Annotated in this window: 17 protein-coding genes, 1 tRNA gene and 1 pseudogene; 9 read left to right on the forward strand and 10 right to left on the reverse strand. The window is 63.1% G+C overall.

Features of this window, described 5'->3' with window-relative positions:
• Nucleotides 1–53 precede the first annotated feature (53 nt).
• The 6 genes from Aple_RS41490 (at nt 54) to Aple_RS41515 (ending at nt 5,960) form a co-directional block, all read left to right on the forward strand.
• A complete protein-coding gene (locus Aple_RS41490; protein WP_155350263.1) occupies nt 54–1,235 on the forward strand; it encodes a DNA polymerase III subunit delta' in 1,182 nt (393 codons plus the stop codon).
• A 37-nt stretch (nt 1,236–1,272) separates the two neighbouring features.
• A complete protein-coding gene (locus tag Aple_RS41495; protein WP_155350264.1) occupies nt 1,273–1,800 on the forward strand; it encodes a SigE family RNA polymerase sigma factor in 528 nt (175 codons plus the stop codon).
• Nucleotides 1,797–3,380, forward strand: coding sequence for a hypothetical protein (locus tag Aple_RS41500; protein WP_155350265.1), 1,584 nt, complete (start codon nt 1,797–1,799; stop codon nt 3,378–3,380). The genes Aple_RS41495 and Aple_RS41500 overlap by 4 nt, the downstream gene beginning before the upstream one ends.
• Nucleotides 3,381–3,440: 60 nt before the next feature.
• A complete protein-coding gene (locus Aple_RS41505; RefSeq protein WP_155350341.1) occupies nt 3,441–4,283 on the forward strand; it encodes a PSP1 domain-containing protein in 843 nt (280 codons plus the stop codon).
• A gap of 55 nt (nt 4,284–4,338) precedes the next feature.
• Entirely contained in the window at nt 4,339–5,826 is a 1,488-nt protein-coding gene (locus Aple_RS41510) for an alpha/beta hydrolase (protein WP_246265116.1), read from the forward strand.
• Between the two features lie 57 nt (nt 5,827–5,883).
• Nucleotides 5,884–5,960: transfer RNA gene (locus Aple_RS41515), tRNA-Thr, on the forward strand.
• Nucleotides 5,961–6,203: 243 nt separating this feature from the next.
• Here Aple_RS41515 and Aple_RS41520 read toward each other — a convergent pair.
• Nucleotides 6,204–6,617, reverse strand: coding sequence for a type II toxin-antitoxin system VapC family toxin (locus tag Aple_RS41520; protein WP_155350266.1), 414 nt, complete (start codon nt 6,615–6,617; stop codon nt 6,204–6,206).
• A complete protein-coding gene (locus Aple_RS41525) occupies nt 6,614–6,838 on the reverse strand; it encodes a FitA-like ribbon-helix-helix domain-containing protein (RefSeq protein WP_155350267.1) in 225 nt (74 codons plus the stop codon). The genes Aple_RS41520 and Aple_RS41525 overlap by 4 nt, the downstream gene beginning before the upstream one ends.
• A gap of 477 nt (nt 6,839–7,315) precedes the next feature.
• Here Aple_RS41525 and Aple_RS41530 point away from each other — a divergent pair, with 477 nt between their 5' ends.
• Together Aple_RS41530 and Aple_RS41535 are read left to right on the forward strand one after the other, a co-directional pair.
• The gene (locus Aple_RS41530) at nt 7,316–7,807 is read left to right on the forward strand and encodes a hypothetical protein (RefSeq protein ID WP_155350268.1); all 492 of its coding nucleotides are present in this window, start codon (nt 7,316–7,318) and stop codon (nt 7,805–7,807) included.
• Nucleotides 7,808–7,811: 4 nt separating this feature from the next.
• Nucleotides 7,812–10,184 carry a tetratricopeptide repeat protein gene (locus tag Aple_RS41535; RefSeq protein ID WP_170321929.1) on the forward strand — a complete coding sequence of 791 codons (2,373 nt, stop codon included), beginning with the start codon at nt 7,812–7,814 and terminating at the stop codon, nt 10,182–10,184.
• 427 nt (nt 10,185–10,611) lie between these two features.
• Here Aple_RS41535 and Aple_RS41540 read toward each other — a convergent pair whose 3' ends face one another.
• The gene (locus tag Aple_RS41540; RefSeq protein ID WP_155350270.1) at nt 10,612–12,618 is read right to left on the reverse strand and encodes an SIR2 family protein; all 2,007 of its coding nucleotides are present in this window, start codon (nt 12,616–12,618) and stop codon (nt 10,612–10,614) included.
• A gap of 638 nt (nt 12,619–13,256) precedes the next feature.
• Between Aple_RS41540 and Aple_RS41545 the strand changes: the two are divergent.
• Nucleotides 13,257–14,171 (forward strand): annotated as a pseudogene (locus Aple_RS41545) (IS701 family transposase); the annotation flags it as partial.
• A gap of 103 nt (nt 14,172–14,274) precedes the next feature.
• Here the strand turns inward: Aple_RS41545 and Aple_RS41550 are convergent.
• The 7 genes from Aple_RS41550 to Aple_RS41580 all read right to left on the reverse strand — a co-directional run bounded on the left by Aple_RS41550 (nt 14,275) and on the right by Aple_RS41580 (nt 17,797).
• Nucleotides 14,275–14,697, reverse strand: a complete 423-nt coding sequence (locus Aple_RS41550; protein WP_155350272.1) for a type II toxin-antitoxin system VapC family toxin — start codon at nt 14,695–14,697, stop codon at nt 14,275–14,277.
• Nucleotides 14,694–14,924, reverse strand: a complete 231-nt coding sequence (locus Aple_RS41555; protein ID WP_155350273.1) for a FitA-like ribbon-helix-helix domain-containing protein — start codon at nt 14,922–14,924, stop codon at nt 14,694–14,696. The genes Aple_RS41550 and Aple_RS41555 overlap by 4 nt, the downstream gene beginning before the upstream one ends.
• A gap of 699 nt (nt 14,925–15,623) precedes the next feature.
• Nucleotides 15,624–16,265: a nucleotidyl transferase AbiEii/AbiGii toxin family protein gene (locus tag Aple_RS41560; RefSeq protein WP_155350274.1), complete on the reverse strand. Its 642-nt coding sequence runs from the start codon at nt 16,263–16,265 to the stop codon at nt 15,624–15,626.
• A complete protein-coding gene (locus Aple_RS41565; protein WP_218038757.1) occupies nt 16,265–16,663 on the reverse strand; it encodes a hypothetical protein in 399 nt (132 codons plus the stop codon). The genes Aple_RS41560 and Aple_RS41565 overlap by 1 nt, the downstream gene beginning before the upstream one ends.
• A 47-nt stretch (nt 16,664–16,710) precedes the next feature.
• A complete protein-coding gene (locus Aple_RS41570; protein ID WP_155350275.1) occupies nt 16,711–17,124 on the reverse strand; it encodes a type II toxin-antitoxin system VapC family toxin in 414 nt (137 codons plus the stop codon).
• On the reverse strand, nt 17,121–17,345 hold the full coding sequence (locus Aple_RS41575; protein ID WP_155350267.1) for a FitA-like ribbon-helix-helix domain-containing protein: 225 nt from the start codon (nt 17,343–17,345) through the stop codon (nt 17,121–17,123). The genes Aple_RS41570 and Aple_RS41575 overlap by 4 nt, the downstream gene beginning before the upstream one ends.
• Before the next feature lie 299 nt (nt 17,346–17,644).
• Nucleotides 17,645–17,797 carry a hypothetical protein gene (locus tag Aple_RS41580; RefSeq protein ID WP_155350276.1) on the reverse strand — a complete coding sequence of 51 codons (153 nt, stop codon included), beginning with the start codon at nt 17,795–17,797 and terminating at the stop codon, nt 17,645–17,647.
• Nucleotide 17,798: the final 1 nt, after the last annotated feature.

Raw genomic sequence — 17,798 nt, forward strand, 5'->3', positions numbered from 1 at the left:
GATCCACGGCAACCCCCGCCCCCGTCACAGCGCCCAGACACTACCCTGGGCACGTGGGCGTGTTCGATGATCTTGTAGGCCAAGAGCAGGCTGCCGTCGTCCTGAGACAGGCCGCCTCAGCCGCGGCCGAGGTGCTCGCCGGAGGCCGAGGGGCCGGCATGACCCACGCCTGGCTGTTCACCGGCCCGCCAGGCTCAGGCAGATCCGCCGCCGCCAAGGCCTTCGCGGCCGCACTACTCTGCCCCCACCAGGGCTGCGGCCACTGCGACTCCTGCCACCAGGTCGAGGTCGGCTCCCACCCCGACCTCGAGTCCGTACGCCCCCAAGGCCTCTCCTACAGCGTTAAACAAACCAGGGAACTGATCCTGAGGGCAGCAGGCCGAGCCACCCTCGGCGGCTGGCGCATCGTCCTGTTCGAAGACGCCGACCGCGCCACCGAACAAGCCGCCAACGCCCTACTCAAAGCCATCGAAGAACCCCCGCCCCGCACCGTCTGGCTCCTCTGCGCCCCCGCCGCCGACGACATGATCATCACCATCCGCTCCCGCTGCCGAGTGGTAACCCTGCGCACCCCCTCCACCCAAGCCGTCACCCACGTCCTGACAACCCGCGACAACGTCCCCCACCCCATCGCCGAATCAGCCGCCCGCGCCTCCCAGGGCCACCTCGCCCGCGCCCGCCGCCTCGCCCTCGACGAATCGGTACGGCAACGCCGCGACGCCGTACTCTCCCTCCCCAAAAACCTCACCGGCGTAGGCGAATGCATCACCGCCGCCGAACGCCTGGTCAAAACGGCCGACGAGGACGCCGCAGCCGCGACCACCGAACTCAACGAAACCGAGATCTCCGAACTCCGCGCCCTCTACGGCGAAGGATCCTCCGGCAAAGGCCTCAACAAAGGCCTGATCCGCGGCGGCGCCGGCGCGTTGAAGGAATTGGAGAACGCACAGAAATCCCGCGCCACCAGAATCAAACGCGAATCACTCGACCTCGCCCTCCTTGACCTGATGGCGCTCTATCGCGACGTCCTCGCCGTGCAGTTCGGCGCCCAGGTCGAACTCGCCAACGAGGACCGACGGTCAGACCTCAACGTTCTCGCCCGGGCAGGCACCCCGGAAGACACCCTGCGGCGGGTGGACGCGATCATGCTGTGCCGGGAACGCCTGGCCGCCAACGTCAATCCGCAGATGGCGGTGGAAGCGATGACCCTCTCCCTCAGAAACCCCCGAGGATAAACAAGCAACCTCGGCCCGGTTTCCGCGTCTCTGGAACATGCAGGCCGAAATCATGGACCTCCACAAACCCCCCGGGGAGCACGATGAGGCGATCACCGGGCTCTACGCCGAGCACGCGGTCGGCCTGGCGCGGCTCGCCCTGCTCATGGTCGGGGACCGGGAGAGCGCCGAAGACGTGGTGCAGGATGCGTTTCTCGGCCTGCACCGGCGGTTTCGCCATCTCAAGGATCCGGATAAGGCGCTGGTTTATCTGCGCAGTGCCGTACTGAACAATTCCAGGTCGGTGTTGCGGCGTCGGCGGCTGCCGTCGATGTTCGCCGGGACGTACGAGCCGCCGGTCTGGTCGGCCGAGTCGGCGGCGCTGCTCGGGGCCGAGCGCCGCGAGGTCATGGCCGCCCTGCACCGGCTGCCCGCGCGGCAGCGCGAATCCCTCCTGCTGCGCTACTACGCGGAGCTGTCGGAGGAGGAGACCGCCCAGGTCATGGGGGTCAGCCGGGGCACCGTCAAGTCCACCACGTCCCGGGCGCTGGACGCGCTCGGACGGCTGCTGGGAGAACGCTCGTGAACGACATCATCGACCGGCTGCGCGACGCGACTCGGGCGACCGGGGGGACCATTGACAGCGTCCGTCCGCTGGAGTTGGGCGCAAGCCGTACCAGAACCTGGTTCGTGCCGGTCGCGGCGGCCACCGCGGTGACGGCGGCGATCGCGGGCGGCAGCATGTTCGTCGCCGGCGGCGGGCTCAACGCGGCCGCTTCGGCGCCGGCGCCGCCGAAGTTCCTCGTCGACGCGCGGGACGGCATCGTCGTCAGAACGGTCGACGGCGGCGTCGAAACCGATCGCTATGACGATCTGGGGAAAGAGGAATGGTTCACCAGCGTTCAGGCCGCTCAGGACAATCGACTCTTCTACGTAGCCAGCTCCAAATACATGTGCGGATCCAACCTCTATCGGCTGCTGCTGGATGAGAACGGCAAAATCCTCGAGTTCGGTACGGCTCCGAGCACGCCGCCCGAAGGGAACAGGGTGAGCGGGCTGGCGGTGAGCGGGGACGGGACGAAGCTGGCGTACGCGCTGCAACCGTGCGCCCCGGGGCAGGTCGCCGGCCTCGTGATCGCGGATACAGCGACGGGGGAGAGCCGGACATGGAAGTCGCCGGACGGGTTTGGCGTGACAGATCTGTCCATGAGCGCCGATGGCAGGCATGTCGCCTTCCGACCGGGACCTCCGGCGGGGATGGCTATTGCCGAACCGCCCGTGGTTGTGGCGACACCTGTGCCTAGTTCGAGCATCGTGCCGCTTCCGAGCGGTTCGGCGCTGCCCTTCCCTGAACCGGCGGTCACGCTCACCCCCGTCCCGGGAGAGGCCGGGATTACCGTTTTCCCCCCGACGACCCCGCCGGATGCCACGGCCACGATCACGGTCATCCCCACGCCGCCCCTGCCAGACGCCTCGATCATCCCCACGCTGCCCCCGCCAGACGCCTCGATCACGGCATTTCCCGCCCCGGCTATTACGGTCACCGTTACCCCCACGCCGATGGAAGAGGGCAACCGGGAGAGCAGCAGCCTCCCTCCGACGGCGCTGCCGACACCCAAGCCGATCACGCCCTATCCGACCGATGGGCAGGTATACATGGGCACGCCATCGGGGATGTCGTCGTGCCGGTTTGTCACCCTGCCACGCACATCCGCGCAGTGGATGTGCTCGGAACCCGGGAACATCAGAGTCCTGGACACCGACGCGCCTGGCGACAATTTGGACAAAGCGCGCACGGTATCCCTGCCCGACTCCTACGAAGGTCTCTCCGGCGGGCTGTTCGGCGTCCAGCTGTCCCCGGACGGCAGCCGCCTGCTCGGAATGATGGGATTCAACGCGGTTGAGGTGGTGGACGGCACGGTTAGGCGGAAGGAAAGCATCTCAGGAATCGTCGCCTTCAGCGCCGAGGACGGGCATGCCGAGGAGGTCCTCTACCGGACCACGCAGACAGTCTTCGCGCAGCTCCTGGACCTGGACGGAACGGGTGAGAACCTGCTCGTCCAGCAGGGCGCCAAGATCGGAGCGGTCACCGAGGGCGCGTACCGTCCGCTGACCACGGGCGAAGCCGCCCCTGTCGGCCTGTTCGCCGGGGAACTCGCATGGTGATCGGACTCCACGTATGGTGGCCGTGAGGCGTACCAGATAGAGGAGGCCGGCTCGTTGGGCATGATGATGGCCGTGAGCTTCACCCGATATGGGCGGCTCTACTACCTGGATCCGGGCGACCACAGCCCGAAGGTCGGCGACAAGGTGCTGGTGCCGACCGACGCCGGCAACGAGGTCGCCGAATGCATCTGGGCGCCCCAATGGGTGAGCGAGGACGTCGGCGGGCTGCCGGTCTGCGCCGGGATGGCCGGAGACGAGCATCTCAGCCGCGACGAGAGCAACCGCCGCCGCCGCGCCGAGGCCAGAAGCGTGTCCAAGCGCCTGATCAAACGCCATGAACTGCCAATGAAGGTGATCGGCGTCGATTATGTGGACGAGGAGAATGTCTACACCGTCTACTTTTCGGCGCCGCACCGGGTGGATTTCCGGGCACTTGTCCGCGATCTCGCGCGTAACCTGCGTGCCCGGGTCGAACTCCGTCAAATCGGCCCGCGGGACGAAGCACGCCTGCAGGGCGGAATCGGCCCGTGCGGGCGCGATCTGTGCTGCGCCACGTTCCTGAAAGACTTCGAACCCGTTTCCGTACGGATGGCGAAGGATCAGGACCTTCCGGTGAATCCGCTACGGATTGCCGGGGCTTGCGGGCGATTGATGTGCTGCCTGAAATACGAGCACCCGTTGTACGGGGAGTTCCGGGCGACCGCACCCCGGACCGGACTCGCGGTCGACACGCCCGAAGGGCCCGGGGTGGTCGTCGGACATAACGTGCCGTCGGATTCGGTGATCGTTCGGTTGAACGACGGCGGAAGGCGGTGCGCGTGCTCGAAGGCGAGCGTGTGCGCGCCGCGTCAGGCGTACGAGGCGGAGTATGCGGAGCCTGTGGATGACGCGGCCGAGGACTGAGTGACCTGTGGATGACGGGGGCGAGTACTGAGCGGGGCTGGGTAGTGTTCTGAGGGTGAAGCGTCCCCTCATGGTTCTGGCTCTGGTCGCTCTGGTGGGCTCCGGGTGCAGCGGTGGAGAGACACCGCGGGCGTCGACGGCGCCCAGCTCCGGCCTGGCGGATTTCTACACCCAGCAGCCGGACTGGGAGGACTGCGACGACGATTTCGAGTGCGCGCTCGTCATGGTGCCGCTCGATTATGACGACCCCGGCGGCGAGCGCATCGAGATCAGCGCCATCCGACTGGCGGCCACAGGCGACCGTATCGGGTCATTGCTCGTCAATCCCGGCGGCCCAGGCGGATCCGGCATCGAATACGCCAGAGCGGCCCGAAGCCAAGTGAGCGAGGACGTGCGAGCCCGCTTCGACATCGTCGGCTTCGACCCTCGCGGAGTGGGCGAATCCACCGCCGTGCGGTGCATGAGCGGCGGCGACCTCGACGCGTACATGAGCATCGACATGAGCCCCGACTCCGCCGCCGAAATCGCCAAAATAGAAGAAGGCTCCCGTGCCTTCGCCACCAAATGCCAGGAAAAGTCCGCAAAACTCCTCCCCCATGTGGGTACGGCAGACGCCGCCCGCGACATGGACGTCCTCCGCGCCGTCCTCGGCGACGAAGGCCTGACCTTCCTCGGCAAGTCCTACGGCACCTACCTCGGCGCGACATATGCCGACTTGTTCCCCAAGCGGGTCCGCGCCCTCGTCCTCGACGGCGCCGTCGATCCCGCCGTATCCGCCATCGAAATGAGCGAAGTCCAGTCCAAAGGCTTTGAAGTCGCCCTCACCGCCTTCATCAAGGACTGCCTCAAAGCCACCGGCTGCCCCTTCACCAGCACCACCGTCCAGGGCGCCCTCAACGAGATCACCGCCCTACTCCAGCGCGCCGACCAGCAACCCCTCCGCAACACCCTCAACGACGGCCGCAAAATCAACGACACCTGGCTGGCCTACGGCATCGCCACCCCCCTCTACGACCGCAAATCCTGGGAAGTCTTCCGCGAAGCCCTGAAACTCGCCTTCCAGGGCGACGGCACCTACCTCCTCCGCTTCGCCGACCTCCTCCTCGGCCGCCGCGAAGACGGCACCTACACCAACCAGTCAGAAGCCAACAAAGCCGTCAACTGCATAGACCACGCCTTCCCCTCCAGCACCCCCACCTACCAGCGGGCCGCCGCCAAAGCCGCCAAACTGGCCCCCCGCTTCGGCGAGTTCATCATGTGGGACTCCCTCACCTGCGCCTACTGGCCGGTCAAGGGCCCCGACCCCGACCGCAAACTCACCGCCCCCGGCGCGCCCCCCATCGTCGTCGTCGGCACGCTACGAGACCCCGCCACGCCGTACGAATGGGCCGAAGGCCTGGCCACCCAACTCACCTCCGGCGTCCTCCTCACCTACGACGGCGACGGCCACACCGCCTACATGTCCGGCTCCACCTGCATCGACGCCGCCATAGACAACTACTTGATCAACCTCGCACCCCCCGCCGCAGGCACCCGCTGCTAACCCAGGCGCGACAACCACTCCAAACCCTGTAGACTCGACCTCGCTGTCCACAGCACCGCCGCCTTAGCTCAGTCGGCCAGAGCGACGCACTCGTAATGCGTAGGTCTGGGGTTCGATTCCCCAAGGCGGCTCCACTCATAACCAGGGCGTCTTCCCTACTGGGAGACGCCCTGCATCGTTTCCGTCGCATTCTCCGTTGCAGTTTGGCCCTGGCGTTGACAGCCAAGTTAGACAGCCTACGCAGTGCAAGATGGTGCCAGGAGGAATGTCGAGCCGGTCGCACACGACACCAGCCGGAATACGCCAGCCGCTGTTCTGATTCGGCCCATCGCTGGCTCGCTCTCAGCCGATCGAGACTCTTGTGCGGAAGAGACGCACTAAACCTGTGGCGGCGGGTAGCGGTGGATCTCCGCTCGGTGTCCCGTCGATCCGGCGAACTTGGCATCGTCGGTGAGCAGTGGCAGTTTGAGCAGTTCGGCTAGGGCCACGTACATGCCGTCATAGGCGGTGAGGTTGTTCCGCAGTTCCAGCGCGCGCGGTTGGAGAGGCAGCATCGGATGGCGGACGATCTTGAGTTGGGCGTAGCGCTCCAGCATGATTTGAGCGCGCCCCTCGGAGATGCGTACCTCCGGTTTGTTGGTGATCACGTGGCCGCGCACCACGGCAGCGATCTCGACATCGATCAGGGCCGGGGCGTGTACCTTGCGGGCCAGCCGCTGACGGAGGAGATCGTCGCCCTTCACGTTCGCCAGGAGACGGAACACGATCGAGGCGTCTACGACCAAGCTCACCGGCGCCCCTCGCGCATCGTCTCGCGTACAAAGTCGGGATCGTACGGCACCGGTTCATCGGCGGCGATCTTGGCCATCACCTCGTCCAATGCCGGGGTTGCTGCCTCCTCGTTCAGGAGGTCACGCACATAGGCCGTCAACGACTTGCCTTCTCGCTCGGCCCGCGCCTTCAACGTCCGCTCTGTTGCCTCGGGGACGTCCCGGATCTGAATAATTCCCATGCAACCACTTTAGCATGCAGCTTGCATGCATCATGGTCGGAAGTGATCTGGCGGATGAGAACTTTCTCCACGTCTTTAAGCGGCCCGCCTGCGGCGTGCCACGCGCTCGGCGGTCGCGTGCCGCGCTGCGGCTCTTCGGCCGGTCGCGGCCCGCCCCACCCACGCGCTCACGTCCACTGAGCTGGACAACTCCATGACCGGCAGAAACTCTCGGCAGCCCGGTGAACTGTCTGTAAGGCTGCCGCCCCGCTTCCGGCGCTGAGTCCTGCGCTCAGGGTTGGGTTGCCTCTGAATAAGTCGGGTGCCGCCGTATATGCCAGGCAGACTGCGCGTGGACGGCGGTCCAGAGCGAACCGGAGCCACAACCGGCGCGGTTCGTTCGCCGTGAAACAGGCGATCAGGCGACGCTCTATGGACCGATTCACTGATTATGGGCAATCGCCCGAGTTTCGCGCAACGATGATCCATCATTAAGGCATGAGCAACAAGCGGCGGGCACTGGCCTGGGCCAGCGGAGCGGTGTTTGTCCTGATCAGCACTGTGGTGGGGGTGCTGCTGTTCAAGGGGGGGCTTGAGGACGCCGACAAGTGGTCGAGTGTCATCGGCATGACCGTAACGGTGCTGATCGGCGTGCCGCTGTCGCTCTATCAAACGGTCCTTGCTCGACGCGCTCTGATGTCTAGCACACCAACGGCCGGTACTCACATCGCCGCACGCGGAAACCGCTCGATCGCCGGGCAGAACATCGGATTCGCCTCAACGGGAGACGGATCCTTTCTTGTCCATGAAACGACATCATCGGCACCTAGTCCCGCGCCTCAGGACGATCTCGCGCAAAGGTCAGACTCTGCAGTGTCCGATCCCCCCGCTCATGTACAAATCGAAGCGAGTGGTGAGCGCTCGATCGCTGCGCAGAACATCGGATCCGCCTCCACTGGTGACGCCCTTCCGACTTCTACGGCGGGTTGAACGTATGGCCGACCAGATTTCCTCCTTCGACGGGATCATCCGTGCTGTGGGTGACCGCTCGATTGCTGGCCAGAGCATCGGGGCAGCGACAGCCGGGGACCATTCACCGATTATCAATCTGGAGTGGGACACGCTGAAGGCCCCATCTCAGGTGAAGTTGGCCGGTAAAATGAAGAACCTGCCGCAAGCGCCCTCGGCGGTGTTTGTCGGAAGGGAAGACGTCCTTGCCGTAATGACGGAGACGCTTACTGGTACGTCCGTTCAGATGGCTATCGGCCAGGTGATCCACGGCATGGGAGGTATCGGCAAGAGCGAAGTGGCACGTCAGTACATCGCGAGGCATTCGCAGCGGTATCAGTTGGTGTGGTGGATCACCGCAACCAGCGACGAGGAGATCAAAGCTGATCTTGCATCGCTCGCTGAGCGCGTGCATCCACCGTTGCCGGAGGCTCTGGCGCTGTCGACGGCCCTCGGCGTCGAACAGGCGGCTCATTGGGCACTGAGCTGGTTGCAGGCTCATGACGACTGGCTGCTCGTGCTCGATAACGTCGAAGACCCCAAGCACGTGAGCAAGCTCCTGGCCCAGCTTCGCAACGGGCACATCGTCATTACCACCCGGCGTCTAGTGGCCTGGCCGGCCGAAGTCACCCGGTTGCCGCTGGACCTTTTGGCCAAGGACGCTGCCACTGAGCTGATCGCCTTAACCAGCGAACGCACCATTGATCCGCGTGAGCGATCAGCGTTCGAGGTGATCGCTGCAGAACTGGGCTATCTGCCGCTGGCCTTGGAACAAGCCGGTGCCTATATCCGCGAGTCACGGATCAGCCCGGAAGAGTACCTGTCCCTTCTGGCTGGATATCCCGCGCACATGTACGCCGCGTCTTCTGAAGGTGGCGATGCCGAGCGTACTATTGCCCGGCTCTGGCGCACGCATTTGGACGCTATCCGCGAGCGCAATGCTTATGCGGTGCGCCTGCTTCAGGTGCTAGCTTGCTACGCTCCCAACGATATCCCTCGTAGCATCCTGGGAGCTGACAGTGACAGACTCGTGGTGTTGGACGCGCTACGACTACTGTCTTTCTACAGCCTCATCACTTTGGATAAGGAAACTGTTTCCGTCCATCGACTTATACAGGCTGTGGTATCAGCCGAGGACGAGACCCGATCAGCTATCGAGGAGGATTCTGCTCCGGAACTTGCTTTGGCTTGGCTGGCCGATGCATGGTTAATCTCTACAGAGCAACCTCCCTCAGATAGGGTCGCGCGGCGGCGGATGCTGAGTCCTCATGTGGAGAGTTTGATCCGTCATTATCCGGTCACTGCTGAGTTTCGAGAGAATGCTGGCATATTTCATGCAGCTGCTGCTCACGAGCGAGACGACGGCAACTATATTCGCGCCCATAGGCTGATTTCATGTGCGTTATCTATTAGTGCTGCTGCGCTTGGTGGCGAGGATCCAAGAACGCTAGAAGAGCGAAATAATTTGGCATTGCTCTTGGGTCGCTTGGGGCGATGGAAGGAGTCCAAGGACGAACATCAGGTGGTGTTGCAGATCCAAGAGAAAGTATTAGGTAAAATGCATCGGACAACGCTTACCAGTCGATCTAACCTCGCAGTCGTGTTGGGAGATCTGGGTCAACTGGAGGAGGCTGAGGCTGAAAATCGAGCGGTGTTGCAGGCCCGAGTTCAAGTGTTGGGTGAGGGGCATCCAGAAACGCATATTAGTCGAAACAATCTAGCGCACATACTGGAGCGCAAAGGGGATCTGGAAGAGGCGGAATCGGAGTACTATTTAGCATGGCTGGCCATGGTGAGTATACGGGGTGAGGAACACCCGGAAACGTTGATCAGTCGAAATAATCGAGCGAGTGCACTTTGGCGTATGGGGCGGGTCGAGGAGGCTGAGAATGAAAGCCGTGCAGTATGGGAGGTGTCACGAAGAGTTCTGGGTGATGAACATCCGGTAACATTGGCGAGCCGTAATAGTAGGGTTGTTCTCCTGTTGGAGATGGGGCGAGCTGAGGAGGCCGAGAAAGAAGGCTATGCATTGTGGGAGGTTTTGCGAAGGGCTCGGGGTGATGAGCATCCAGAGACATTAACTGTCCGAAGCAACAGGGCAAGCGCGCTGTTTGAGATGGGGAGAACGGAAGAAGCTGAGAAAGAAGGGAGATTGGTGCGCGATGCAATGGTGCGGGTGCTGGGTGAGACTCATCCGCTGACATTGATGAGCCAGGGGAATTTAGAGCATTATGAGCGTAGCATAAAACTGTTAGCATCCACAAATATCCGCAAATCATTTGGCAATCTCGAGGCGAATTCTCTCTGCCCCTGTGGATCCAATAAGAAGCGAAAGCGCTGTTGCTGCGAGAGCTCGTAAGACGCTGATTTGGTGATGGGCTACCTGTAACGGACGTCGATTAGCCGAGCGCGGGATGTTCGCCTCCCTGCTCTCCTCCTGTGGTTTCTCCGCAGGCCGGAGCCAGTGCGAATGTGGAAATAGTAGTGGTCTTGAAAACCGTTTAGACCGGTTGGCTGGTCTTATGGATTTAATCCAACGCTCTCTGTCCGGCCTTTTTTTGATGCCGCTTGTCGAGTGATTTCTAGCACCATTAATTCCCCGTAGGAGATAGGTGCTAATTCACTCAGTAATTTGTTCCTGAGCCTTGGCCCTCGCCCCTCCGGCCATGTGTTCGGCAGCTAGCCCGACGATCTTGCTCTTGAACTCCGGTGTGAAGGAGCGTCGTGGACGTCTCTTCTTGCCTCTGCTGTCCATCATGGACACCCTTCCGGCGACGAACCCCGGATCAAAGCCCAGGTCGACCACGCGGAGCCCCATCGACACTGGCAAGACACGCTACATCTGCGTCGTCATGAACGACCGAAGGATGAATGCGTCTAAAGGTCTTCGGGAGTCTTGCCACTGTCGAGCCAGATCTCGCTCGGGACGATGCCGCCGCCCCTACCTGCGATGCGCGACCACGCAAGTTCGCTGCCGATCTGGCCGAGGCGATGCTCACAGCGCGGAGTGCTGTGGCGAAACTGCGAGGTTCATCTGCGAGACCAGCTGCGACCAGTGGATGAGAGTCGAGTTCGATCTCAAGGTCATCGGCCAGCCGCTCAGCGAGAGGACTTCGGTACGCTTCAGACAGATGGGCATCTGCAGTCAGTACGTGGAGACGCCCGGGGCGTGCCACCTTGACCAGACTCCAGATATCGAACTGGATCGGGTCAGGGTTGACTGTAGCGAAGGAATTGATGATGTCGTCGAACTCGGGACGCTCCATCAGCGCCATCGTGAGTCTCAGCAGTTCGAACCGCTGCCATGCCTCGTCGAGCGGGTCGGCGCCGATTGCAAGCGCTTCACGGAGGATCGGAACGAGCAGTCGATACAAACGGATTGAATCGCCAAAGGCGTCATCGGCTCGCAGTGCAGCGACAAGTGATTCCCGTTCGTCCTTGTAGGGATTGATCCGGCTGGTACAAAATATTCGGTACAGTAAGTCGTATCGACGGGCTGAAACGGCAGCGACCCCGGCCGCGTAGAACAGGGCCGTACCGGCCAACGTCCGTACAGCTAGAAGCTTGGTCAGCCCACCGCCCTTGGCCTGTGTAGCGAACCGCTCCAATTCATCCAGCCACCAGGCGTCCGTGCGATCGCTACCCCAGTAAGCCAGGGTCGCCACTAGTCCGCAGGAGATCTTGCTCGCCTCCTCAACGCGTCCCACGATTGCTTCATATCCGCCATAGGGATTGTCAGAGTGATAGTTCGGTAGGTGGAAGTCATCGTGTTCTTCCAGGCGGGCGAACTCCCTGCGCACAGTGTCATGGAGTCCTATGGCGACTCGTCCGCCCGACAGTTCGCGTTTGGCGGTCTCCACCGCCACTGACAGTGTCAGCGGATGGCGGGTGTTCCGTACCTTCAACGTGTCGACCGCGTCAGCGAGCCATCCGAACCCGGTGTCGGCATCGGCTGGAATCAGCACACCCTTCTTCAAGACTCTCAGTTCTGCAGCCTGGTCCGTCACTGCCCCGGGTTCGATCCACGCCAAGGTGTACCGCGTGGAGTAATGGGTGGTGATGGCTTCTCGTAGCGCAGGATCGTACTGGGAGGACCAACCAGCGATGATCAGACCATAGTCCTCAAGGATGCGGTGCAACAGCTTCAGCGTGCTGGGGTTGTAAGTCTCGAGTTCGGTAGTGGTGTTGAGCATCGATGTCGGGTTGAGGTAGTCGCCGTGCAGGTGAACTACACAGCTGTCCAGCGTGTGCAGCGGCGCCATGCCGATGACGTCGGCTGGCGTTGCCACGACGGTTGGTTCGATGCCTTCTTCGCGAAGCGCCTGCTCGATGAGGCGGTCGAAGTTCAAGGTCACGATGACCTTGACCACACCCCTCCGTACGAGGCGTGCAATCGCTCGATGCGCAGCGGTCGGCTGTCTGCGTCCCGCCTCTACATCCTCAGCCGAAGGCACGAAGTATCCCCGGAGCAGACGCTGACGCTCCAACTGACTTGGCGCGAGCTTCTCCAGCAGAGTCTCATACCGCGGCTGCTCGCCATATCGAGCCTCGTACCACTGGAGAGGATCACCATCATCGGCACCCACCATCTCGGCCAGGCGGTCGGTCAGATCCGTGAGTACACCCCAAGCGGTGGGAATCCCGCTTGGAGCGGAGACGCCGGCACCGAGGAGGAGCGCATACGCTCCTGGGCTTGAATGCAGGGAGAACGCCAGTGTTAGCAGCGTGTCTTCGTCATGCGTGGATCCCATCATGGCTGCGACACTACCGCCCGAGAGGTCGGTCTTACTCACTATGAGAACATCTCTACATAACGTTTTCGGCGTGGGTTCGCGTGCTAACGCCTCGAGTCGCCGGGGTCGCCCATGCTGGAAGTACTCGGGCCGATCTTGCTAATGCGACTGCTAACAACGATCCTGGACGGCTCTCTCATGAGTAGCCCCTGACCAGGGATTTCCAGGTCAGGGGCTCTTTGTCTATCACGACAATCTCGTGATCTTGCTAGCACCATTGCTAACAGGCGTCCGTGATGGCCTTCGCGAAGATGTCGGCGCATGACGTTTCGGCCCGATGCCGGCGTGCTCGTGACGGCCCGCTCCATCGGCCCCAAGCAGATCATCAAGGTAGAGGATTCCGGCTTCTGCCCTGCCCGCTCCCGCATCACGGTTGAGGGCTGGGCGTTAACAGTGTCAGTGCGTCGGGAGTGACGGAGCGAACAAGGGAACTTAACGTAAGGCCGTGTCGATCTCATGGCTTGAGAAGTTGCGTGCGTGGCGTCGGGCCAAGATCGCGGAGCTCGACGCGAACTCGTATGGGCGGCCTCCCAAACGTCCAGACACCTCCCGAGCGGTTCTCGGGATCATCCTCGCGGCAGCGGTGATCGTCTGGCTTCCGTGGGCCTACATCTCCCTGATCCCCCGCGACGATTGGACCTTGCTGCTCGCAGATGGCCGACCCCGACCGCCGCACCCGGGCGAAGATCCCGCCCGAGACGGCGTTCCAGACCAAGCCGCAACTACTGCGGGCGATGATCGAACGCGCACTCGCCGCCGCCGTGCCCTTCAGATGGGTCGCTGCCGACGAGGCCTACGGTGACAACGGGCCACTGCACCACTTCCTGGAAACCACGCAGATCGGCTACGTCCTGGCGGTCTCACGGGACCACCAGATCACCACCGAGGCGGGCAAGGTCCGCGCCGATGTCATGGCCACGCAGATCCCCGGCCAGGGCTGGCAACGACTGTCATGCGGAGCCGGCTCCAAGGGCGTGCGGTGGTATGACTGGGCGCTGGTCGCCACCTCCAGCCCCGATCACCGGCTGCTGATCCGCCGCTCGATCAGCGCACCCGGCCAGCTGGCGTTCTACCTGACCTACAGCCCGCACAACCCGCACAACCCGGATCACGTGCCGCTGCGCGAACTGGTCCGCGTGGCCGGGATCAGATGGACCGTGGAAGAGGCGTTCCAGGCGGCCAAGAACGAGGCCGCGCTGGATCACTACCAGGTGCGGCTCTACCAGGCGTGGTACCGCCACAGCACCCTGGCCATGCTCGCCCTGGCCTTCCTGGCCGTCACCCGCGCGGCCCATCTCCCGCCCAGCGATCCACCCGATCGCCTCACCCCAGCGGACTCGGACAGACCGCATCCCCAGCCCACACCGGATCCACCCGCGACAATCCGTCACGATCAGACGATCGTGACCTCGGCAAATGAAATCCGCCGCCTGTTCGCTCTACTGACCCGGCCACCTATCGATCTCGCACATATCCGGCACTGGTTCCGCTGGCGGCTACGCCATCAATCCCGTGCCCGACGATGCCACTACCAGCAACGACAACTCAGATGATCACTAAATGAGGCTGCCCTACTAGCAGGTCATACAGGGGCCACAGATCGACTACCACACGCCGTTCCTGGGTTGTGAACCCTGTACGTCGGTGCTGCTGAGGTCAGGTGCTGGATGTCCCAAAGGTTTCGATCACGCAGCGTGCTGCTCCGCTGCGCTCGATTCTGGCGTCACTGGTGATCAGCGGAACGCCGAAGCTCTCGGCGAGGGCCACATAGTGTGCGTCGTAGACGGAGAGGTTGTTCGACAGCTCGCGTACGCGCTGCCACAGGACCAGCGTTGGGTGAAGGTCGAGATTGAGGGCCTGGTAGTCGGTGATCGCCTTCAGCGCCTCCTTTTCCGTGATCTTCGGCTTTCCCCCTCGCTGGCCGCGGGCCAACCCGAAGGCGGCCGAGGTGATCTCGTAGTCCAGCAGGCCCGGCGCTGCGAGAGTATCGGCGCGGCCCACCCGCTCACGGATCGCGGTGCCGGTCTTGCCGTGGTCGAGGAGGACATGCATAAGGCTGGAGCAGTCAATGACGATCAACGTCGGTTCCGCCCGTCCTCGATGGCGTCGAGGATGTCGGTCGTACTGAGCTCGGTGCGGGTTTCACGCTCCAGGCGTGCGGCCATCTCCGCGAGGGTGGGCTTGGCGGCTTCCCGGGAGAGAAGGTCCAGGGCGTACGCCTGGAGCGACTTGCCTGCCTGTGCGGCGCGGACCTTCAGGGCGTTGACTGTGTCATCCGGGACATCCCGGATCGTGATCGCGGTCATGCCTTCATTTTAGCAGCAATGCAGGCGATATGCAGTCCTCGTGGGGCCTCCTCCGCGTCGCGAGTCCTGCCACCGGGGTGGGCGCCAAGGTAGAGCTGCCTCGCGGTCGCTACGCGAGCCTTCATGGCCACCCCTCCAGCTTGGGATCGAACAACGCTGATCTACCTGACGTTGGGGACCGCGTTCGGCACCCCCGGAGGTGGTTGCCGCCGGGCGGGTGCTGCCGGACCAGCTTGGCGATGTGCCGGACAAACATGTCCGTACACCTCTGGGTACCGCAGGTGGAGTTGCTGCCCACGTCGATGTGGTCGTACACGACGGTGGCAGCGCACTAAACTCGGCGAGCTCGCGGTCGGCGCCCCTCCATACAGCACACGCTCGCGCCGATCTTGCTAACGGGCCTGCTAACAACAACGCCAGACGATCACGGACGGTGGGAGACAAGTATCGGTCCAGATGCGGTGCTGACCTGGGCGGGAAGATGCGTGTGGACGCCCGTGAACGGTCCGATCACTCCTCGTAATGCGTGGGTCTGGGGTTCGATTCCCCAAGGCGGCTCCCGTTTACCAGGGCGTTCTCTCTTCAGAGAGCGCCCTGACACGTCTCTGGTTGCAGTTGCGGTTGCACTTCCGAGCCGGGGCTTCCGCAAGATGATGGACGTGTTACCGATCCGCTGATGAGTTTTGGCGAACGAGTTGATCAGTCGCTCGTCAGTGCCATTCGCCAGCTGTTGAACTGAGATCGGAGGAGGTGGATCTCGGTCTCCGTCAGGCCATAGGCCAGGAATTCACTATCTGGGTAGAGATCCAGCGCGGACAACATCTGAGCGAAGACGGTGCGGTCGAAGCCGAGGTCGCGGGATGCGGCGAGCTGCAGCAGGCGTTCGCGAGTGAACCTGCCGCTGGACAGGAATGCGTTGATATCGATGAAGTCGCGGACTTCGGCCCGGGTGAACAGGGCTTCGACCTTGCCTCCCGCGACGTCGTCGAGGTGGATGACGGGGCCGATGTCCATGGTGACCGGTGGGTGCGAGCGGAGGTCGGCGGCCAGTTCCACCTTGCTGGCTCGGTCTGTTGCGTGGTCGGAAACGGTGAGCCTGACGAACTGCGGGCTGTCGATGTCCACCTTGACTGCCAGGCCGTGTTCGGCATAGGCGTCACAGATCTTTCTAACGCCCTCCGCGAAGTCGTCGCGAACACTGGATGTGAACAGATCAATGTCCTCGCTGGGGCGCTGAAGTATGCCGTACGCCTGTACGGCATAGCCGCCGGCCAAGGCGAAACCATGGTCAGCTGCTGCCGCCAGAGCCACGCGGGCCAGACGTTGGTGGAAGTCGTCCATCAGGCCGCTTGACGTTGGAGTTCGGGGAAGCGGTCGAGCCACATCGCACGGACCCGCGGAGGCAGGATCAACTCATGCCAGAGCTTGCGCAGAAGCGACGCGTTGAGGAAGCGACGCAAGTCGTCAGGTGTGGCACTTTCCCGGATCACCCGCATGTACAGCAAGCGTGCGTCGGCGATCTGGTCGAGGTTGTAGAGCCGCTTAGGCCCCCAGTCGAGATGCTTGGGCAGCGTTATGGTGCCTGTGACGGGTCCGTTGAGCTCTTCCAGCGTCACAGGGACGACGTAAGGGCGGAGTGCTCCGTATCCCTTGGCATCCATGCCTACCAGTGTGGCCGATGCAAGGCCGATCGTCAGGTCGATCTTGCTAACACGGTTGCTAACAACAGCTTTGGACATCGTTGACATCGCTGCGCTTGGAATCCGCCGCAATGGCTCGAGACGACCTACACCAGCGGTGGCGGGTAGCGGTGGATCTCCGCTCGGTGTCCCGTCGATCCGGCGAACTTGGCATCGTCGGTGAGCAGTGGCAGTTTGAGCAGTTCGGCTAGGGCCACGTACATGCCGTCATAGGCGGTGAGGTTGTTCCGCAGTTCCAGCGCGCGCGGTTGGAGAGGCAGCATCGGATGGCGGACGATCTTGAGTTGGGCGTAGCGCTCCAGCATGATTTGAGCGCGCCCCTCGGAGATGCGTACCTCCGGTTTGTTGGTGATCACGTGGCCGCGCACCACGGCAGCGATCTCGACATCGATCAGGGCCGGGGCGTGTACCTTGCGGGCCAGCCGCTGACGGAGGAGATCGTCGCCCTTCACGTTCGCCAGGAGACGGAACACGATCGAGGCGTCTACGACCAAGCTCACCGGCGCCCCTCGCGCATCGTCTCGCGTACAAAGTCGGGATCGTACGGCACCGGTTCATCGGCGGCGATCTTGGCCATCACCTCGTCCAATGCCGGGGTTGCTGCCTCCTCGTTCAGGAGGTCACGCACATAGGCCGTCAACGACTTGCCTTCTCGCTCAGCCCGCGCCTTCAACGTCCGCTCTGTTGCCTCGGGGACGTCCCGGATCTGAATAATTCCCATGCAACCACTTTAGCATGCAGTCTGCATGCGTCATGCTCCGGAGTCCTCTGACGGATGAGAACCTCTCCACGTCTTCAAAGCGCCGACGCTTCGCGCCGTCGCGACCGTCGCCCACGGCGGGCGGGAAAGCGGTCGGGCATGCGGCCTTTCGGCCGGTCCCAGCCCGCGCCCACCCGGCGCGGACAACGGCCCGTCAGGCGTCGAGATCGATCGCCTGACCGGTGAGAAGAGCGACTACCACCGCCGCACCGAGCAGCCCTAACGATCGCCCGAGGTGGCTTGCCGGCGTGGATGGGCCATCAGACCAGGTCGCCGCCAATCTCGGTATCGATCTGCTGGCCATGACGCGGCAGATGGAGTCCGCCCAGCCGGCCGAACTCATCGAGCTGCAACGCAACATGGCTGCTCTGTCCGCAATCTACGCCAACGTCCTCATCCATCTGGCCGACCATG

Origin of the sequence: Acrocarpospora pleiomorpha (genome assembly GCF_009687885.1) — a bacterium.
Classification (GTDB): Bacteria; Actinomycetota; Actinomycetes; order Streptosporangiales; family Streptosporangiaceae; genus Acrocarpospora; species Acrocarpospora pleiomorpha.